The organism is Enterobacter sp. MGH 24, assembly GCF_000493015.1.
Classification (GTDB): Bacteria; Pseudomonadota; Gammaproteobacteria; order Enterobacterales; family Enterobacteriaceae; genus Enterobacter.
In genome coordinates this window covers 30,369-46,511 of sequence record NZ_KI535657.1, presented here as the reverse complement: position 1 = coordinate 46,511, position 16,143 = coordinate 30,369, and the positions used below count along the sequence as shown (strand labels likewise).

The window sequence follows — 16,143 nt, the reverse complement described above, 5'->3', positions numbered from 1 at the left end:
TAGGCCCGGTAAGCGAAGCGCCACCGGGCTTTTTATTGGACGGCGATCATGAATACATTAGAAAACACCATCGGCAACACTCCTCTGGTCAAGCTTCAGCGCATGGGGCCAGACAACGGCAGTGAAATCTGGGTCAAACTCGAAGGCAATAACCCGGCGGGGTCGGTGAAAGACCGCGCGGCGCTGTCGATGATTGTCCAGGCCGAAAAACGCGGCGAGATAAAGCCAGGCGACGTGCTGATTGAGGCCACCAGCGGCAACACCGGTATCGCCCTGGCGATGATTGCCGCGCTGAAAGGCTACCGCATGAAGCTGCTGATGCCGGACAACATGAGTCAGGAGCGCCGCGCCGCGATGCGTGCCTACGGGGCGGAGCTGATTCTGGTGACTAAAGAGCAGGGAATGGAAGGCGCACGCGACTTAGCGTTAGAAATGGCCGAGCGCGGTGAAGGTAAACTGCTCGATCAGTTCAACAACCCGGACAACCCGTACGCGCACTACACCACCACCGGCCCGGAAATCTGGCAGCAAACCGACGGGCGTATCACCCATTTTGTCTCCAGCATGGGCACCACCGGCACCATTACCGGCGTATCGCGTTTTCTGCGCGAGCAGGAAAAAGCCGTCACCATCGTTGGCCTCCAGCCGGAAGAGGGGAGCAGCATTCCGGGTATTCGCCGCTGGCCGGCGGAGTATATGCCCGGCATCTTTAATGCGCAGCTTGTGGACCAGGTGCTGGATCTTCACCAGCGCGAGGCGGAAAATACCATGCGTGAGCTGGCCGTGCGCGAAGGTATCTTCTGCGGGGTCAGCTCGGGCGGCGCGGTAGCGGGTGCGATTCGGGTAGCGCAGGCAAACCCGGGTGCCGTAGTGGTGGCGATTATTTGCGATCGCGGCGATCGCTATCTGTCTACCGGCGTCTTTGGTGAAGAGAGTTATTCGCAGGGGGCGGGGATTTAAGCGTCATGGAGATGATTCTATTCCGGGATAATACCCGGGCGCAGCAAACCGACATTGTCGCCGTGCAGTCGCAGGTGGTTTACGGCAGCGTGGGGAACAGCATTGCGGTACCGAATATTCGTACCCACAGGCTGAACGTTACCGCCGTGCCGACGGTACTGTTTAGCAACACACCGCACTACGACACGTTTTATGGTGGAGTGATCCCCGACGAGTGGTTCAGCGGCTACCTTAAGGCGCTGGAAGAGCGTGAGATACTGCGCGAGCTTAAGGCGGTGACCACTGGCTATATGGGCAGCGCCAGCCAGATCGTTCTGCTGGCTCAGTGGCTGAAGGCGGTCAAAGCGCAGCATCCTGACCTGCTCGTGCTGGTCGACCCGGTTATCGGCGATATCGACAGCGGTATGTACGTGAAGCCCGAGATCCCGCAGGCGTATCGGGAGCACCTGCTGCCGCTGGCGCAGGGGATCACGCCAAACGTCTATGAGCTGGAAGTGTTAAGCGGCAAACCCTGCCGCACGCCCGAAAGCGCCATCGCGGCGGCGCAGGGACTGCTCTCCGACAGTCTGAAATGGGTGGCGATCACCAGCGCGCCGGTGGCCGATGACCCGGAAAACATCCACGTGGTGCTGGTGACGAATGAAGGCGTGACCGTCAGCGCGCATCCGCGCGTAGAAACCGATCTGAAAGGGACGGGCGACCTGTTCTGTTCAGAGCTGGTGAGCGGAATTGTTGAGGGAAAAACCGTTGCCGATGCGATTCGCATGGCGGGCGATCGGGTGACCGACGTGATGCTGTATACGCAGTCGAAAGGCTACGACGAGCTTATCCTCCCCGCATAAACAAAAATGGCGCCCGAAGGCGCCATTTTTCTGTGCGGCAAGAATTACTTCTTGATGCGGATAACCGGGGTTTCACCCACGGTGACGCTGCCAGACAGTTTGATCAGTTCTTTGATTTCGTCCATGTTGGAGATAACAACCGGCGTCAGGGTAGACTTGGCTTTTTCTTCCAGCAGTGGCAGATCGAATTCAATCACCGGGTCGCCAACTTTAACACGCTGGCCTTCTTCCGCGATACGTTTGAAGCCTTCGCCTTTCAGTTCAACGGTGTCGATACCGAAGTGAACGAACAGTTCGATACCGCTATCGGATTCGATAGAGAACGCATGGTTGGTTTCAAAAATTTTACCGATGGTGCCGTCAACTGGAGCAACCATTTTGTTGCCAGTTGGTTTGATAGCAATGCCATCACCAACGATTTTCTCAGCAAACACTACATCCGGCACGTCTTCGATGTTGACGATCTCGCCGGAGAGCGGAGCAACAATCTCAATAGTTCCGGAGTCTTTCTTATCATCAGAAACCAGAGATTTCAGTTTATCGAACAAACCCATGATCTTCTCCTAAGCAGTAATTTGGGCCGCATCTCGTGGATTAGCAGATTGTTTTTTCTTCAATGAACTTGTTAACCAGCGTCATTAACTCGTCCGTTGTCGGTTGAGCAAGAGCCTGCTCTGCTAACACCTTCGCATCTTCGAAGTTCGTGTTACGGATAATCTTCTTAATGCGCGGGATGGAAATGGCGCTCATAGAGAATTCGTCCAGACCCATACCCAGCAACAGAAGTGTAGCACGTTCGTCGCCTGCAAGCTCACCACACATGCCAGTCCATTTACCTTCTGCATGAGAAGCATCAATAACTTGCTTGATCAAGTTCAGTACGGACGGTGACATTGGCTGGTAGAGATGTGAAATCATATCATTACCACGGTCAACTGCCAGGGTGTACTGCGTTAAATCATTGGTGCCGATACTAAAGAAATCAACTTCTTTGGCTAAATGACGCGCAATGGTCGCCGCCGCAGGTGTTTCCACCATCACGCCGATCTCGATTGACTCGTCAAACGCTTTACCTTCGTCGCGCAGTTCCTGTTTGTAGATTTCGATCTCTTTCTTCAGTGCACGCACTTCTTCAACAGAGATGATCATCGGGAACATGATGCGCAGTTTACCGAAAGCAGAGGCACGCAGGATCGCGCGAACCTGGTCACGCAGGATCTCTTTACGATCCATGGCGATACGGATTGCACGCCAGCCCAGGAACGGGTTCTCTTCTTTCGGGAAGTTCATGTACGGCAGCTCTTTGTCGCCACCGATGTCCATGGTACGGACGATAACCGCCTGAGAGCCACACGCTTCAGCCACGGCTTTATAGGCAGCAAACTGCTCTTCTTCCGTTGGCAGCGCGTCGCGGTCCATGAACAGGAATTCTGTACGATAGAGACCTACGCCTTCCGCACCGTTGCGCTCAGCGCCATCAACGTCGCGGACGGTACCGATGTTTGCGCACACTTCTACCTGATGACCGTCCAGGGTGATGGCCGGCAGGTCTTTCAGCTTAGCGAGTTCCGCTTTTTCAGTCGCAACCTGCTCCTGAACCGCGCGCAGTTTATCGATCTCTTCATTGGTTGGATTGACGTAAACCAGATTGTTTACGGCATCCAGAATCAGATAGTCGCCGTTTTTCACCTGAGAGGTGACGCTACCGGTACCCACGATGGCAGGCAGTTCCAGAGAGCGCGCCATGATTGAGGTGTGGGAGGTACGGCCGCCCGCGTCGGTGATGAAACCGAGGACCTTTTTCAGGTTCAGCTGTGCAGTTTCAGACGGGGTGAGGTCAGCGGCAACCAGGATCACTTCATCCTGAATCGCGCTCAGGTCGATGATGGCCAGACCCAGGATGTTGCGCAGCAGGCGCTTACCGATGTCACGTACGTCAGCCGCACGCTCTTTCAGGTATTCATCATCCAGTTCTTCCAGGGCAGTTGCCTGACCTTCGATAACTTCATGCGCAGCCGCGTCGGCCGTCATGCCTTTATCTTTAATCAGGGCTATGATTTCCTGCTCCAGCTCCTCATCTTCGAGCAGCATGATGTGCCCTTCGAAGATGGCTTCTTTTTCTTCACCGAAAGTTTCGCCAGCTTTAGTTTTGATTGCTTCCAGTTGCGCAGATGCCTTGGCACGACCGCTCAGAAAACGTTCAACTTCCTGATCAACCTTGTCGGCAGAAATTTTTTTCCGGTCGATGACGATCTCGTCTTCTTTCAGCAGCAGTGCTTTGCCGAAAGCGATACCCGGGGATGCTAAAATGCCTGAAATCATAACCCTACCTTACTTGTGACTGATATTTAAAAGAACCCGGAAACTTACTCGAGCTCAGCCATCAGTTTTACCAGATGCTCAACTGCTTTCTGCTCGTCTTCACCTTCTGCAGAGATGGTGACAACGGTGCCCTGAGTCAGGCCCAGAGTCTGCAGTTTGAACAGGCTTTTTGCGCTCGCGCTTTTGCCGTTGGAAGTCACAGTGATTTCAGAAGTGAAGCCTTTTGCTTCTTTAACAAACTGAGCAGCAGGGCGGGTGTGCAGACCGTTCGGAGCGGTAATGGTAACTTCTTGCTGGAACATTGTATTTCCCCAACTTATAGGTTTAGTGTTGTGGAACTAAAGTCTAGCCTGGCGACTGAACTTTAGCCTGTATTGTTAGCGCTGACGTTTCGATCGTCATTAAACATTATGCAGCGAAAGCAAGACTTGAACCAAATCATAAAATCGATTCAGCAAGGCTATTTCGTTCACTGATTAATTTCACGCATCAAAATAATTGCTGGTTTAAATACCAGACCCAACGGGGTGAAGCAATGCCAGGAGGGGCAAAAGTTTGAAGCAGGCCACAAAAAAGCACCTGAAAAGGTGCTTTTTTACGCGTTATTAACATGCTGGCACTACTGTTGCAGCTCTTTTTCGGTAAACAGATCGGCAAACAGTGCGGTGCTCAAGTAACGCTCACCCGAGGAAGGAAGGATAACCACAATATTCTTATTGGTAAAGGCTTCATCTTCCTGAAGTTTGAGCGCTGCCGCAACGGCCGCACCGGAAGAGATACCCGCCAGAATGCCTTCTTCATCCATCAGGCGACGCGCGGTAGAGATGGCTTCTTCGTTAGTGATAGTAACCACTTTATCGATCAGCTTCAGATCCAGGTTGCCCGGAATAAAGCCTGCGCCAATACCCTGGATTTTATGCGGGCCTGGTTTAAGCTCTTCACCCGCCAGTGCCTGGGTGATAACCGGTGAGTCAGTCGGCTCCACGGCAACGGTGATCAGGTCTTTTTTACCTTTGGTGCCTTTAATATAGCGTGACACGCCGGTCAGCGTACCGCCGGTACCCACGCCGGAGATAAAGACGTCAACCTGGCCGTCGGTATCTTCCCAGATTTCCGGACCGGTGGTCTTCTCGTGAATTTCCGGGTTAGCCGGGTTGCTGAACTGCTGCAGCAGCAGATATTTCGCCGGATCGCTGGCCACAATCTCTTCTGCTTTCTGAATGGCACCTTTCATGCCCTTCGCGCCTTCGGTCAGAACGAGGTTCGCGCCCAGCGCTTTGAGCAGCTTACGACGCTCGATGCTCATGGTCTCTGGCATGGTCAGCGTTAATTTGTAGCCGCGCGCGGCAGCCACATAGGCCAGAGCGATACCGGTATTGCCGCTGGTCGGTTCCACCAGCTCAACGCCTGGCTTCAGTACGCCACGTTTTTCAGCATCCCAAATCATGTTTGCACCGATACGGCATTTTACGCTGAAGCTCGGGTTACGTGATTCGACCTTCGCCAGAATGCGTCCATTACCGATACGGTTCAGTCGAACCAGGGGCGTATGACCGATAGTCAGCGAGTTGTCTTCATAAATCTTACTCATGGCCTGTCCTTAACTGTATGAAATTGGGATACCGACCCAGCATACCTGCTAAGCAGGTAGGGGGAAGTAAGGAATTCGCATATCTATATACTGCAAGGAAATAATGGGGATCAGTATGGAATAAGGGGCGGCATAAGCCACCCCTGCTTTACACATTTTTGCATTATTTCCATAACGCGTGCTTAGCACGGTAGCAGTCGACCCACATCGCCGTCGCGCCGCAGACGGCGACAGGCATGATGAACAGATTCAGGAAGGGAATCATGGTGAACAGGCTGGTCAGTGCGCCAAACTGCATATTGGCGACCTTCTGGCTGCGCAGGGCGGTGCGCATCGTTTTAAACGGCACCTTGTGGTTATCGAACGGATAATCGCAGTACTGGATGGCCAGCATCCAGGCGCTGAACAGGAACCACAGCACCGGTGCCACCGTCTGGCCAATGCCTGGCACAAAATAGAGGATAAGCAGCACAATCGTGCGGGGCAGGTACCAGGCAAACTTCTGCCACTCGCGCTTCATGATGCGTGGCAGATCTTTCATGATCCCCAGCACGCCCGTGTCCGGCGGCGTCGCGCCAGTAAGCCGCGCTTCCAGCTGTTCCGCCAGCAGACCGTTAAACGGTGCGGCTATCCAGTTGGCAATCGTCGAAAAGAAGTACCCAAATACCAGCAGCACGGAGATCACCGCCACCGGCCAGAGCAGGTAGTTAAGCCACTGAAGCCAGTTCGGCACATGGCTCATTAGCGACGGGATCCAGCTCTCCAGCTTTGTGAACAGCCACCAGAACGCACCGCCCATCAGAATAATGTTGATCAACAGCGGCAGAATCACGAAGCGTCGAATCCCCGGCAGGGAGACCAGTTTCCAGCCCTGAGAAAAATACCAGACGCCGCTGCGCGGGGGAGAAGAAGATGTTGAAACCATAGACAGGCTGTACTCCTTTTTACACAACCAGTGGAATTGCCCGCCTATATTATCCACTTACGGAGCAATGACCAGTTCGGAAATGTTCGAAAAACCAGCAAAAAGCACGATTTCCTTCATCTTTATGCTGTGAATGCTCTGCACACACTTGCACTTGACGTAAACGGCAAATACTCTTAGTGAGTAAATGTTTGCCGTGGTGGCAAGGTGTTAGAACAACAGAGAATATAATGATGCAGGATTTGCGTCTGATATTAATCATTGTTGGCGCGATCGCCATAATCGCTTTACTGGTACATGGTTTCTGGACCAGCCGTAAAGAGCGTTCCTCGATGTTTCGCGATCGCCCACTGAAGCGCATGAAGTCCAGTCGTGACGACGATGACAGTGAAGATGACATCGACGGCAGCGATGACGACGGCGTGGGTGAAGTTCGTGTTCATCGGGTCAATACTGCGCCCGGCGCAGGCCATGGGGAGCATGAAGCGCCTCGTCCTTCGCAGCACCAGTATCAACCGCCGTATGCTTCTGCACAGCCGCGCCAGCCAGCGCCGCAGCCTGTGGAAGAGCCGGTGCGCCAGCCGCCGCAACAGCCTGTCTATCAGCAGCCTGCCCAGCCGGTTCAACAGCAACCGGTACAGCAGCCCGTGCAGCAACAGCCTGCTCAGCCGGTACAACAGCCGCAGCAGCCTGTTCACGTGCAGCCTGCGCCTCAGCCCGCTCCGGCCCCGCACGTTGAGCCTGAGCCCGTTGTCGAGCCAGAGCCGGTTGTTGAAAAACCGCAGCGTAAAGAAGCGGTGATCATCATGAACGTGGCCGCGCATCACGGTAGCCATCTCAACGGTGACGTGCTGCTTAACAGTATTCAACAGGCAGGCTTCAAGTTTGGCGATATGAACATTTTCCATCGCCACCTGAGCCCTGACGGTAGCGGCCCGGCGCTGTTCAGCCTGGCCAACATGGTTAACCCTGGCACCTTTGATCCGGAAATGACCGGTGATTTCGTTACCCCGGGCGTGACTATCTTTATGCAGGTGCCGTCCTACGGCGACGAACTGCAAAACTTTAAGCTGATGCTGCAGTCCGCTCAGCACATCGCGGACGAAGTCGGCGGCGTGGTGCTCGACGATCAGCGTCGAATGATGACCCCGCAGAAGCTGCGCGAGTATCAGGACCGCATCCGCGAAGTTAAGGAAGCTAACGCGTAATCGTCGCGTTTACTTCGACTCCTCCTCAACCCCCGCCTGTCGGGGGTTTTTTCTCATTGATGGTGCGATATGGACTCAATCGAACAACAACTCACTGAACTGCGAACCACGCTTCGCCATCATGAATACCTCTATCATGTTATGGACGCGCCGGAAGTCCCGGACGCGGAATATGACCGCCTGATGCGCGAGCTGCGCGAATTAGAGGCGCAGCATCCGGAGCTCATCACGCCGGACTCCCCCACCCAGCGCGTCGGCGCTGAGCCGCTGGGGGCGTTTAGCCAGGTGCGCCATGAGGTGCCGATGCTGTCGCTGGATAACGTCTTCGATGAAGAGAGCTTTCTGGCGTTTAACAAGCGCGTGCAGGATCGCCTGAAAAGCAGCGACTCCCTCACATGGTGCTGCGAGCTCAAGCTGGATGGCCTGGCGGTCAGCCTTCTCTACGAAAACGGCGTGCTGGTGCGTGCCGCGACGCGTGGCGACGGTACGACGGGTGAAGATATCACCACCAACGTGCGCACCATCCGCGCGATCCCGCTGAAGCTGCAGGGCGACAATATTCCCGCGCGTCTGGAAGTGCGCGGCGAAGTGTTCCTGCCCCAGGCGGGCTTCGAGAAAATTAACGAAGAGGCGCGTCGCACCGGCGGGAAGGTGTTTGCGAACCCGCGTAATGCGGCAGCAGGCTCTCTGCGCCAGCTCGACCCGCGTATCACCGCGAAGCGACCGCTGACTTTCTTCTGCTACGGCGTCGGTATTCTTGAGGGCGGCGAGCTGCCGGACACCCACCTCGGGCGTCTGCTGCAGTTTAAAGCGTGGGGCCTGCCGGTGAGCAACCGCGTCCAGCTCTGCGACTCGCCGGAAGCGGTGCTGGCGTTCTACCACAAAGTGGAAGAGGACCGTCCGACGCTCGGGTTTGATATTGATGGCGTCGTCATCAAGGTGAATTCACTGGCGCTGCAGGAGCAGCTGGGCTTTGTGGCGCGCGCGCCGCGCTGGGCGGTGGCGTTTAAGTTCCCTGCTCAGGAGCAGATGACCTTCGTTCGCGACGTCGAGTTCCAGGTCGGCCGTACGGGGGCCATTACCCCGGTTGCCCGTCTGGAGCCCGTGCAGGTGGCGGGCGTGCTGGTGAGTAATGCCACCCTGCATAACGCCGATGAAATCGAACGCCTGGGCCTGCGCATTGGTGACAAAGTGGTGATTCGCCGCGCGGGCGACGTTATTCCGCAGGTGGTTAACGTCGTGGAGTCTGAACGTCCTGCCGATACGCGCGAGATCGTCTTCCCGACCCACTGCCCGGTGTGTGGATCTGACGTTGAACGTGTGGAAGGTGAAGCGGTGGCGCGCTGTACGGGCGGCTTAATCTGTGGCGCTCAGCGTAAAGAGTCGCTGAAGCACTTCGTCTCCCGTCGGGCGATGGACGTCGACGGCATGGGCGATAAAATTATCGATCAGCTGGTTGAGAAAGAGTATGTCCACACGCCGGCGGATCTCTTCAGGCTGACGGCAGGTAAACTGACCGGCCTGGATCGTATGGGGCCAAAGTCAGCCCAGAACGTGGTAAACGCGCTGGAAGCCGCCAAAGAGACCACCTTCGCCCGCTTCCTTTACGCGCTGGGCATTCGTGAAGTGGGTGAGGCGACGGCCGCGGGCCTGGCGGCGTACTTTGGTACGCTGGAGGCGCTGGAAAAGGCAAGCATCGACGAGCTGCAGAAAGTTCCGGATGTCGGCATCGTCGTCGCCACGCACGTCTTTAACTTCTTCGCCGAAGAGAGCAACCGTGAAGTCATCGGCAAACTGCTGGAAGAGGGCATCAGGTGGCCCGCGCCGGTGGTGGTTAACGCCGAAGAGATCGACAGCCCGTTCGCCGGTAAAACGGTAGTGCTGACCGGCAGCCTGAGCCAGCTTTCACGCGACGATGCCAAAGCCCGTCTGGTGGCGCTGGGGGCCAAAGTGGCGGGCAGCGTGTCGAAGAAAACCGACCTGGTGATCGCCGGGGAAGCGGCGGGTTCGAAGCTGGCAAAAGCCCAGGAGCTCGGTATTGCGGTTATCGACGAAGCGGAAATGATGCGTCTGTTAGGAGAGTAACGTGGAGAAAGAGCAGCTCGTTGAGATCGCCAATACCGAGATGCCGTTCGGTAAATACAAGGGCCGCAGACTGATTGATTTGCCGGAGGAGTATCTGCTGTGGTTTGCCCGTAAGGATGAATTCCCGGCCGGGCGGCTGGGCGAGCTGATGGCTATCACGTTACTGATCAAAACCGAGGGGCTGACCCAGCTGGTTCAGCCCCTGAAACGTCCTTAAGCCTTCGCGGCGCGGGTCTCTTCCTGCGCCAGCTTCTCGGTCTGGCGCTTGTAGCGACGCGCCAGCACCGCGCAGACCATCAGCTGGATCTGATGGAAAATCATCAGCGGTAGCACCATCATCCCGATCACCGAGGTCGGGAACAGAATGTTGGCCATCGGGATGCCGTTCGCCAGGCTCTTCTTCGAACCGCAGAACACAATCGTGATTTCATCCGCTTTGTTGAAGCCGCACCTGCGTGCCACAAAGACGTTTACCGCAATCACAATCGCCAGCAGGACGATGCTGACCACCACGATAAACAGCAGCGAGCCTGCGCCCACCTTGTGCCAGATCCCGTTCACGACCGCTTCGCTAAAGGCGGAGTAAACCACCAGCAGAATCGAGGTCTGGTCGGTTTTTGAAATCCATTTTTTATGCTTCGCCACAAACGCGCCGGTCCACGGTCGGGAAAGATGCCCCAGCACAAACGGCAGCAGCAGCTGCAGACAGATTTTGCCGACCTGCTCAAGGTTACCTTCCGCACCGTGCATGTTCATCAGCAGGCCTACCAGCAACGGGGAGACGAAAATTCCCAACAGGCTGGACGCGGATGCTGAACATACCGCCGCCGCTACGTTGCCGCCAGCCAGCGAGGTAAACGCAATGGCGGACTGCACGGTCGCGGGCAGAATGCACAGATAGAGGAAACCCGTATAAAGGGCCGGATCGACGTTTACCGGTGCCCACCAGGCAAACAGCACGCCGAGGATCGGGAACAGAATAAACGTGCTGCACATCACCCACAGGTGCAGTCGCCAGTGACCACCGCCTGCAATGATTGCTTCACGGGAAAGTTTGGCGCCGTGCATGAAGAACAGTAACGCGATGGCCGCCGTGGTGAGTCCTTCAAAGAACGGGACAAAACCGCCGCGTGCGGGGAAGAAGGAGGCCAGTAAAACGGTGACCACCAGGGTAAGCGTGAACGGATCAAGGATACGAAACAGTTTCATAATGACTCCTGAAATCAGATATCGCTATTGTGCTTTTTTCCATTTGAGAAATAAAATTGATTTATTGCATCCATTCATGAATGAAACAGATGAATTACTCCTTACGTCAGCTTCGTATTTTCGTCACCGTTGCCCATGCCCGCAGCTTTAGCAGGGCAGGGGATATCATCGGCCTGAGCCAGTCGGCGGTCAGCCACAGCGTGAAAGAGCTGGAGAATCAGACCGGGGTGAAGTTGCTTGACCGCACCACGCGCGAAGTGGTGTTGACCGAAGCAGGGCAGCAGCTGGCCCTGCGCCTCGAACGGCTGCTGGATGAGCTGAACAGCACGCTCAGAGACGTGGGGAGGCTGGGGCAGCAGCTTTCGGGGACCGTGCGCGTCGCAGCCAGTCAGACGATCTCTGCGCACCTTATCCCGCAGTGTATTGCCGAGGGAAGTCATCGCTACCCGGATATTGATTTTGTACTGCATGACAGGCCGCAACAGTGGGTGCTGGAGAGCATCCGCCAGGGGGATGTAGATTTTGGTATTGTTATCGATCCCGGTCAGGTGAGCGATCTGGCGTGCGAAAGCGTACTTTCTGAGCCCTTTTTGCTGCTCTGCCGTGATGACGATCCGCTGGCCACGTTGCCGGTGGTCAGCTGGCAGTGCCTGACGGGCGCGAACCTGGTTTTACAGGATTATGCCTCGGGCAGCCGTCCGCTGATTGATTCCGCGCTGGTGAATCAGGGGGTAAAGGCTGCTATCGTGCAGGAGATTGGTCACCCGGCGACGCTGTTTCCAATGGTGGAGGCCGGCATTGGCATCAGCGTCTTGCCCGCCCTGGCGCTTCCCCTGCCGCAGGGAAGCCGGCTGGCCGTCAGGCGATTAACGCCCGTTGTTGAGCGAAAGCTGATGCTGGTGCGGCGAAAAAATCGCTCACTCTCAGGGGCGGCGCAGGCTATCTGGGAAGTGGTGCGTATCCAGGCACAACGATTAACCGAAGCCCGCATACGCGACCCACTGTTTAACGCGTCAGAAGATTAGATGTAGATATCAATCTGATTAGCGTCTGACGGGCTGTTCACCCCTTCCACTTTGCCCAGCTTTTGATCCTGCTTCTTCTGGGCCTCTTCGGCCTGCTGGCGCTGCAGTGCGGCGAGCTGCGCCTGCAGCACTTTGATCTGGGTCTGAATAAGTTCCTGCTGCTTCTTCTTCTCATCGGTGCTGACGGGACTGTTTGCCAGTTCTTTTAACTGCTGAGTCAGCTTTTTGATCTTGTCGAGAATGCGGGTGATTTGTGCAGAGATATCGTTACTGCTCGAAGTTCCACTCGCGCCGCTGGTTTGAATCTGTTGGGTTGAAGCCTGAATGGTCGTCATACTTTTTCCTCGCGTATAAAACAGAGGTATCGGCACCGATGGGATTAGCTTGAGCAAAACTGCCATATCTGGCAGGGAGTTGCATCAATACACAATCAGTATTGATGGTGCGGTGAAAGTGTATTGGAGGCCACCCGCAGGCTGGGGATATAAGACGTAAGTCATGCGATTCCCGCTATCGCGATCTTAATCCTTAAGGAGCCTCTATGACCCTCTCGAATAACCCGTGGTACTGCGCCGACATCATTCGTGCCGCTAAGCCGAACTTCACGCCTCGCGTGGCGTTTATTCTCGGCTCTGGCCTGGGCGCGCTCGCCGACCAGATTGATGACGCCGTTTCCCTGAGCTACGAAAAGCTGCCGGGGTTTCCGGTGAGCACCGTGCATGGGCATGCCGGCGAGCTGGTGCTCGGGCATCTGGCCGGGGTGCCTGTGGCCTGCATGAAGGGGCGCGGCCATTTCTATGAAGGACGCGGGATGACCATCATGACCGATGCGATCCGCACCTTTGCGCTGCTGGGATGCGAGCTGCTGTTTAGCACCAATGCGGCGGGCTCGCTGCGCCCGGAGGTTCAGCCAGGAAGCCTGGTTGCCCTGAGCGATCATATCAACACTATGCCGGGCACGCCGATGGTGGGGCTGAACGATGAGCGCTTTGGCGATCGTTTCTTCTCTCTGGCCAATGCTTACGACGCGGATTACCGTGCCGTTCTGCAAACCGTGGCAACGAAAGAAGGCTTCCCGCTGCATGAAGGGGTGTTTGTCTCTTATCCCGGCCCGAACTTCGAGACGGCGGCCGAGATCCGCATGATGCAGATTATCGGCGGCGATGTAGTGGGGATGTCCGTGGTACCGGAAGTGATTTCCGCGCGCCACTGCGGCCTGAAGGTCGTGGCCGTTTCTGCAATTACCAACCTCGCCGAAGGTCTGGGTGAGGTCAAACTCTCGCATGAACAAACCCTTGCCGCCGCCGAGCTCTCCCGCCAGAACTTCATCAATCTTATCTGCGGTTTTCTTCGCCATATTGCCTGAGTAAAACAATAAAGTGGCCCGCGAGGGCCACACTGCTATAAGGAATGGGTTATGAACATCACGACTCGCTTAAAGATGATGTCCTTTATGCAATATTTTATCTGGGGGAGCTGGCTGGTTACCCTCGGCGCTTACATGATTAACACCCTACACTTTACCGGCTCCGACGTGGGCATGGTGTACAGCTCTAAAGGACTTGCCGCGATCGTTATGCCTTCGCTGGTGGGGATTATTGCCGACAAGTGGCTGCGGGCCGACCGTGCCTACGTGATTTGCCACCTCGTCTGCGCCGTCGCGCTCTGCTATGCCGCGCAGGTCAATGAGCCCGGGCTGATGTTCTGGGTCAAGCTGGTGAATGCGATGGCCTTCATGCCCACGATTGCGCTGTCGAACACCATTTCCTACTCCTGTCTTGAACAGGCAGGGCTGGATACGGTGAGCCATTTTCCGCGAGTGCGGGTGTATGGCACCGTGGGCTTTATTGCCGCGATGTGGGCCATAAGCCTGATGGGGGCGGAGCTGAGCAACGTGCAGCTCTATATAGCGGCTGCCGCGTCCCTGCTGCTGGCGCTCTACTCTCTGACGCTACCGGCCATTCCGGTTGCAAAGACAAAAACGTCTTCGTCTCTGGCAAGCAAGCTGGGCCTCAATGCGTTTATCCTGTTTAAACAGCCCCGCATGGCAGTGTTCTTTTTATTCGCGATGCTGCTGGGCGCCGTGCTGCAGATAACCAACACGTTTGGCAGCCCCTTCCTGCATGATTTTGCGCGTAATCCGGCGTATGCAGAGAGCTTTATCGTCAAATACCCGTCCATCCTGCTCTCCGTTTCGCAAATGTCTGAGGTGTTCTTCATTCTGACCATTCCGTACTTCCTTGGACGATTTGGCATTAAAACCGTCATGCTGATGAGCATGGTGGCCTGGATGCTGCGGTTCGGGCTATTTGCCTTTGGCGATCCGTCCGCAACGGGCTTTGTGCTGCTCATGCTCTCAATGATTGTCTACGGCTGCGCGTTCGACTTCTTCAATATTTCAGGCTCGGTATTTGTTGAACAGGAGGTCAGCGCCGATATCCGCGCCAGCGCGCAAGGGTTGTTTATGACGACCGTTAACGGTATCGGGGCGTATTTCGGTTCGGTATTGAGCGGTATGGCAGTGGATTATTTCTCGGTGGGCGGGGTGAAGGACTGGCAGACGATCTGGCTGGTGTTTGCGGCCTATGCCCTGGCGCTCGCGGTAGTCTTTTACTTCAGCTTTAACGACCGCCACACCTGTAAAAACAGCGGGATGCGCACAGTTGCGCACTAAATTTTCCCTCCGCACGCTGAAAGGCTTTAAGGTAGGCGCATAAGTGTTTTCGCCAGGATATGTTTTGATGGAACGCGTCTATCGGACCGATCTCAAGCTGCTGCGTTATTTTCTGGCCGTGGCGGAGGAACTGCATTTTGGACGGGCTGCGGCCCGTCTCAACATGTCTCAGCCGCCGTTAAGCCTGCATATTAAAGAACTGGAAAGTCAGCTGGGCACGTTACTTTTTATTCGCCACTCGCGGAGCGTCGCGTTGACGCATGCCGGTAAAGTGCTGATGGAAGAGTCACGCCGGCTGCTCGCCAGCGCAAACCAGGCTCTGGCTCGCGTCGAGCAAATTGGCAGGGGTGAGGCAGGGCGTATTGAGCTGGGGATTGTGGGCACCGCCATGTGGAGTGAGGTGCGCACGGTCATGCGCGCTTTCCTGAAAGAGCATCCGAATGTTGATGTTGTGTTTCGCGAAAAATCGCCGGTAATGCAGATGGCGCTGCTTGAGCGCCGGGAACTGGATGTTGGCATCTGGCGAATGGCAACGGAACCTACCGCGGGGTTTACCAGCCTGCGATTGCGTGAGGCGGGTTTTCTGGTGGCAATGCCGGAAGATCACCGGCTGGTCAGGGAGCATTCCATTGCGCTCGAAGAATTGCAGGATGAGTATTTTGTCACGATGCCTTCGGCCCATTCTGACTGGGCATTTTTACATCGCGTCTGCCAGCAGGCCGGGTTTTCGCCGATGATTGTGCGCGAAGCCGTTGAACCGCAAACGGTGCTGGCGATGATCAGCATGGGCATGGGGATCACGCTCGCCGCAGACAGCTACGCGCAAATGCAGTGGCCGGGTGTGGTATTCCGCCCGCTGAAAGAGCGTATACCGGCAGATTTATATGTGGTGTATGACGAGAAGCAGGCGACGCCAGCGGTGAAGACGCTGATTGCAACACTAACGATGTAAATCGTAGATAGCAAAAAGGCGCCTTTAGGGCGCCTTTCTACATTGGTGGGTCGTGCAGGATGACTCGCTTCGCTCGCCCTTCGGGCCGTCGCCGTAAACGGCTCCGGTGCCTCACTGCGTTCGGCTCGAACCTGCTGCAGGTTCGAATCATCCAGATCGCAGATAGCAAAAAGGCGCCTTTAGGGCGCCTTTTTACATTGGTGGGTCGTGCAGGATTCGAACCTGCGACCAATTGATTAAAAGTCAACTGCTCTACCAACTGAGCTAACGACCCGAAATGGTGGGCGATGACGGGCTCGAACCGCCGACCCCCTCCGTGTAAAGGAGATGCTCTACCAACTGAGCTAATC

At 55.8% G+C, this 16,143-nt stretch carries 16 protein-coding genes, 1 tRNA gene and 1 other RNA gene; 9 read left to right on the top strand and 9 right to left on the bottom strand.

The window, feature by feature from the left end; translation table 11 throughout:
• Positions 1-48 precede the first annotated feature (48 nt).
• Both cysM and pdxK read left to right on the top strand, forming a co-directional pair.
• Positions 49-960, top strand: a complete 912-nt coding sequence (gene cysM / locus L370_RS21460) for a cysteine synthase CysM (RefSeq protein WP_023332956.1) — start codon at positions 49-51, stop codon at positions 958-960.
• A gap of 5 nt (positions 961-965) precedes the next feature.
• Positions 966-1,802 carry a pyridoxine/pyridoxal/pyridoxamine kinase gene (gene pdxK / locus L370_RS21465; RefSeq protein WP_023332955.1) on the top strand — a complete coding sequence of 279 codons (837 nt, stop codon included), beginning with the start codon at positions 966-968 and terminating at the stop codon, positions 1,800-1,802.
• A gap of 44 nt (positions 1,803-1,846) precedes the next feature.
• On the opposite strand, the gene crr is transcribed toward pdxK, so the two are convergent.
• The 5 genes from crr to cysZ form a co-directional block, all read right to left on the bottom strand.
• The gene (gene crr / locus L370_RS21470) at positions 1,847-2,356 is read right to left on the bottom strand and encodes a PTS glucose transporter subunit IIA (protein ID WP_003861316.1); all 510 of its coding nucleotides are present in this window, start codon (positions 2,354-2,356) and stop codon (positions 1,847-1,849) included.
• A gap of 40 nt (positions 2,357-2,396) precedes the next feature.
• Positions 2,397-4,124, bottom strand: a complete 1,728-nt coding sequence (ptsI, locus tag L370_RS21475) for a phosphoenolpyruvate-protein phosphotransferase PtsI (RefSeq protein ID WP_023332954.1) — start codon at positions 4,122-4,124, stop codon at positions 2,397-2,399.
• A gap of 44 nt (positions 4,125-4,168) precedes the next feature.
• Positions 4,169-4,426, bottom strand: coding sequence for a phosphocarrier protein Hpr (gene ptsH / locus L370_RS21480; protein ID WP_000487600.1), 258 nt, complete (start codon positions 4,424-4,426; stop codon positions 4,169-4,171).
• A gap of 317 nt (positions 4,427-4,743) precedes the next feature.
• Positions 4,744-5,715 (bottom strand): cysteine synthase A, encoded by a 972-nt coding sequence (gene cysK / locus L370_RS21485; RefSeq protein WP_014884739.1) that lies wholly within the window; start codon positions 5,713-5,715, stop codon positions 4,744-4,746.
• A 163-nt stretch (positions 5,716-5,878) separates the two neighbouring features.
• Complete coding sequence (cysZ, locus tag L370_RS21490; RefSeq protein ID WP_023332953.1) at positions 5,879-6,640, bottom strand: sulfate transporter CysZ; 762 nt, start codon at positions 6,638-6,640, stop codon at positions 5,879-5,881.
• 230 nt (positions 6,641-6,870) lie between these two features.
• Here cysZ and zipA point away from each other — a divergent pair, with 230 nt between their 5' ends.
• From zipA to L370_RS21505, 3 genes are all read left to right on the top strand, one after another.
• The gene (gene zipA, locus L370_RS21495) at positions 6,871-7,848 is read left to right on the top strand and encodes a cell division protein ZipA (protein WP_023332952.1); all 978 of its coding nucleotides are present in this window, start codon (positions 6,871-6,873) and stop codon (positions 7,846-7,848) included.
• Positions 7,849-7,917: 69 nt separating this feature from the next.
• Positions 7,918-9,933, top strand: coding sequence for an NAD-dependent DNA ligase LigA (gene ligA, locus L370_RS21500; protein ID WP_032643533.1), 2,016 nt, complete (start codon positions 7,918-7,920; stop codon positions 9,931-9,933).
• A gap of 1 nt (position 9,934) precedes the next feature.
• Positions 9,935-10,150, top strand: a complete 216-nt coding sequence (locus L370_RS21505; RefSeq protein WP_003861328.1) for a DUF3820 family protein — start codon at positions 9,935-9,937, stop codon at positions 10,148-10,150.
• Here L370_RS21505 and L370_RS21510 read toward each other — a convergent pair.
• Positions 10,147-11,142 carry a bile acid:sodium symporter family protein gene (locus L370_RS21510; protein ID WP_023332950.1) on the bottom strand — a complete coding sequence of 332 codons (996 nt, stop codon included), beginning with the start codon at positions 11,140-11,142 and terminating at the stop codon, positions 10,147-10,149. The genes L370_RS21505 and L370_RS21510 overlap by 4 nt on opposite strands.
• Before the next feature lie 89 nt (positions 11,143-11,231).
• On the opposite strand from L370_RS21510, the gene L370_RS21515 reads away from it, so the two are divergent.
• A complete protein-coding gene (locus L370_RS21515) occupies positions 11,232-12,167 on the top strand; it encodes a LysR family transcriptional regulator (RefSeq protein ID WP_032666646.1) in 936 nt (311 codons plus the stop codon).
• Here L370_RS21515 and L370_RS21520 read toward each other — a convergent pair.
• Positions 12,164-12,502, bottom strand: coding sequence for a FlxA-like family protein (locus tag L370_RS21520; protein ID WP_023332948.1), 339 nt, complete (start codon positions 12,500-12,502; stop codon positions 12,164-12,166). The genes L370_RS21515 and L370_RS21520 overlap by 4 nt on opposite strands.
• A gap of 206 nt (positions 12,503-12,708) precedes the next feature.
• On the opposite strand from L370_RS21520, the gene xapA reads away from it, so the two are divergent.
• The 3 genes from xapA to L370_RS21535 all read left to right on the top strand — a co-directional run bounded on the left by xapA (position 12,709) and on the right by L370_RS21535 (position 15,793).
• Positions 12,709-13,533 (top strand): xanthosine phosphorylase, encoded by an 825-nt coding sequence (gene xapA, locus L370_RS21525; protein ID WP_023332947.1) that lies wholly within the window; start codon positions 12,709-12,711, stop codon positions 13,531-13,533.
• 51 nt (positions 13,534-13,584) lie between these two features.
• Positions 13,585-14,841 carry a nucleoside permease gene (locus L370_RS21530; protein ID WP_023332946.1) on the top strand — a complete coding sequence of 419 codons (1,257 nt, stop codon included), beginning with the start codon at positions 13,585-13,587 and terminating at the stop codon, positions 14,839-14,841.
• Positions 14,842-14,908: 67 nt separating this feature from the next.
• Positions 14,909-15,793: a LysR family transcriptional regulator gene (locus tag L370_RS21535; RefSeq protein WP_023332945.1), complete on the top strand. Its 885-nt coding sequence runs from the start codon at positions 14,909-14,911 to the stop codon at positions 15,791-15,793.
• 43 nt (positions 15,794-15,836) lie between these two features.
• Here the strand turns inward: L370_RS21535 and L370_RS22345 are convergent.
• Positions 15,837-15,965, bottom strand: a non-coding RNA gene (locus L370_RS22345) — RtT sRNA.
• A gap of 26 nt (positions 15,966-15,991) precedes the next feature.
• Positions 15,992-16,067, bottom strand: a tRNA-Lys gene (locus L370_RS21540).
• Positions 16,068-16,143: the final 76 nt, after the last annotated feature.

Coding starts and splice junctions, on each gene's coding strand:
- ptsI (WP_023332954.1), bottom strand. CDS start 4,124: ATGATTTCAGGCATTTTAGCATCCCCGGGTATCGCTTTCGGCAAAGCA.
- zipA (WP_023332952.1), top strand. CDS start 6,871: ATGATGCAGGATTTGCGTCTGATATTAATCATTGTTGGCGCGATCGCC.
- cysM (WP_023332956.1), top strand. CDS start 49: ATGAATACATTAGAAAACACCATCGGCAACACTCCTCTGGTCAAGCTT.
- L370_RS21535 (WP_023332945.1), top strand. CDS start 14,909: ATGGAACGCGTCTATCGGACCGATCTCAAGCTGCTGCGTTATTTTCTG.
- ptsH (WP_000487600.1), bottom strand. CDS start 4,426: ATGTTCCAGCAAGAAGTTACCATTACCGCTCCGAACGGTCTGCACACC.
- L370_RS21510 (WP_023332950.1), bottom strand. CDS start 11,142: ATGAAACTGTTTCGTATCCTTGATCCGTTCACGCTTACCCTGGTGGTC.
- xapA (WP_023332947.1), top strand. CDS start 12,709: ATGACCCTCTCGAATAACCCGTGGTACTGCGCCGACATCATTCGTGCC.
- cysZ (WP_023332953.1), bottom strand. CDS start 6,640: ATGGTTTCAACATCTTCTTCTCCCCCGCGCAGCGGCGTCTGGTATTTT.
- L370_RS21515 (WP_032666646.1), top strand. CDS start 11,232: ATGAATTACTCCTTACGTCAGCTTCGTATTTTCGTCACCGTTGCCCAT.
- cysK (WP_014884739.1), bottom strand. CDS start 5,715: ATGAGTAAGATTTATGAAGACAACTCGCTGACTATCGGTCATACGCCC.
- ligA (WP_032643533.1), top strand. CDS start 7,918: ATGGACTCAATCGAACAACAACTCACTGAACTGCGAACCACGCTTCGC.
- pdxK (WP_023332955.1), top strand. CDS start 966: ATGGAGATGATTCTATTCCGGGATAATACCCGGGCGCAGCAAACCGAC.
- L370_RS21530 (WP_023332946.1), top strand. CDS start 13,585: ATGAACATCACGACTCGCTTAAAGATGATGTCCTTTATGCAATATTTT.
- crr (WP_003861316.1), bottom strand. CDS start 2,356: ATGGGTTTGTTCGATAAACTGAAATCTCTGGTTTCTGATGATAAGAAA.
- L370_RS21520 (WP_023332948.1), bottom strand. CDS start 12,502: ATGACGACCATTCAGGCTTCAACCCAACAGATTCAAACCAGCGGCGCG.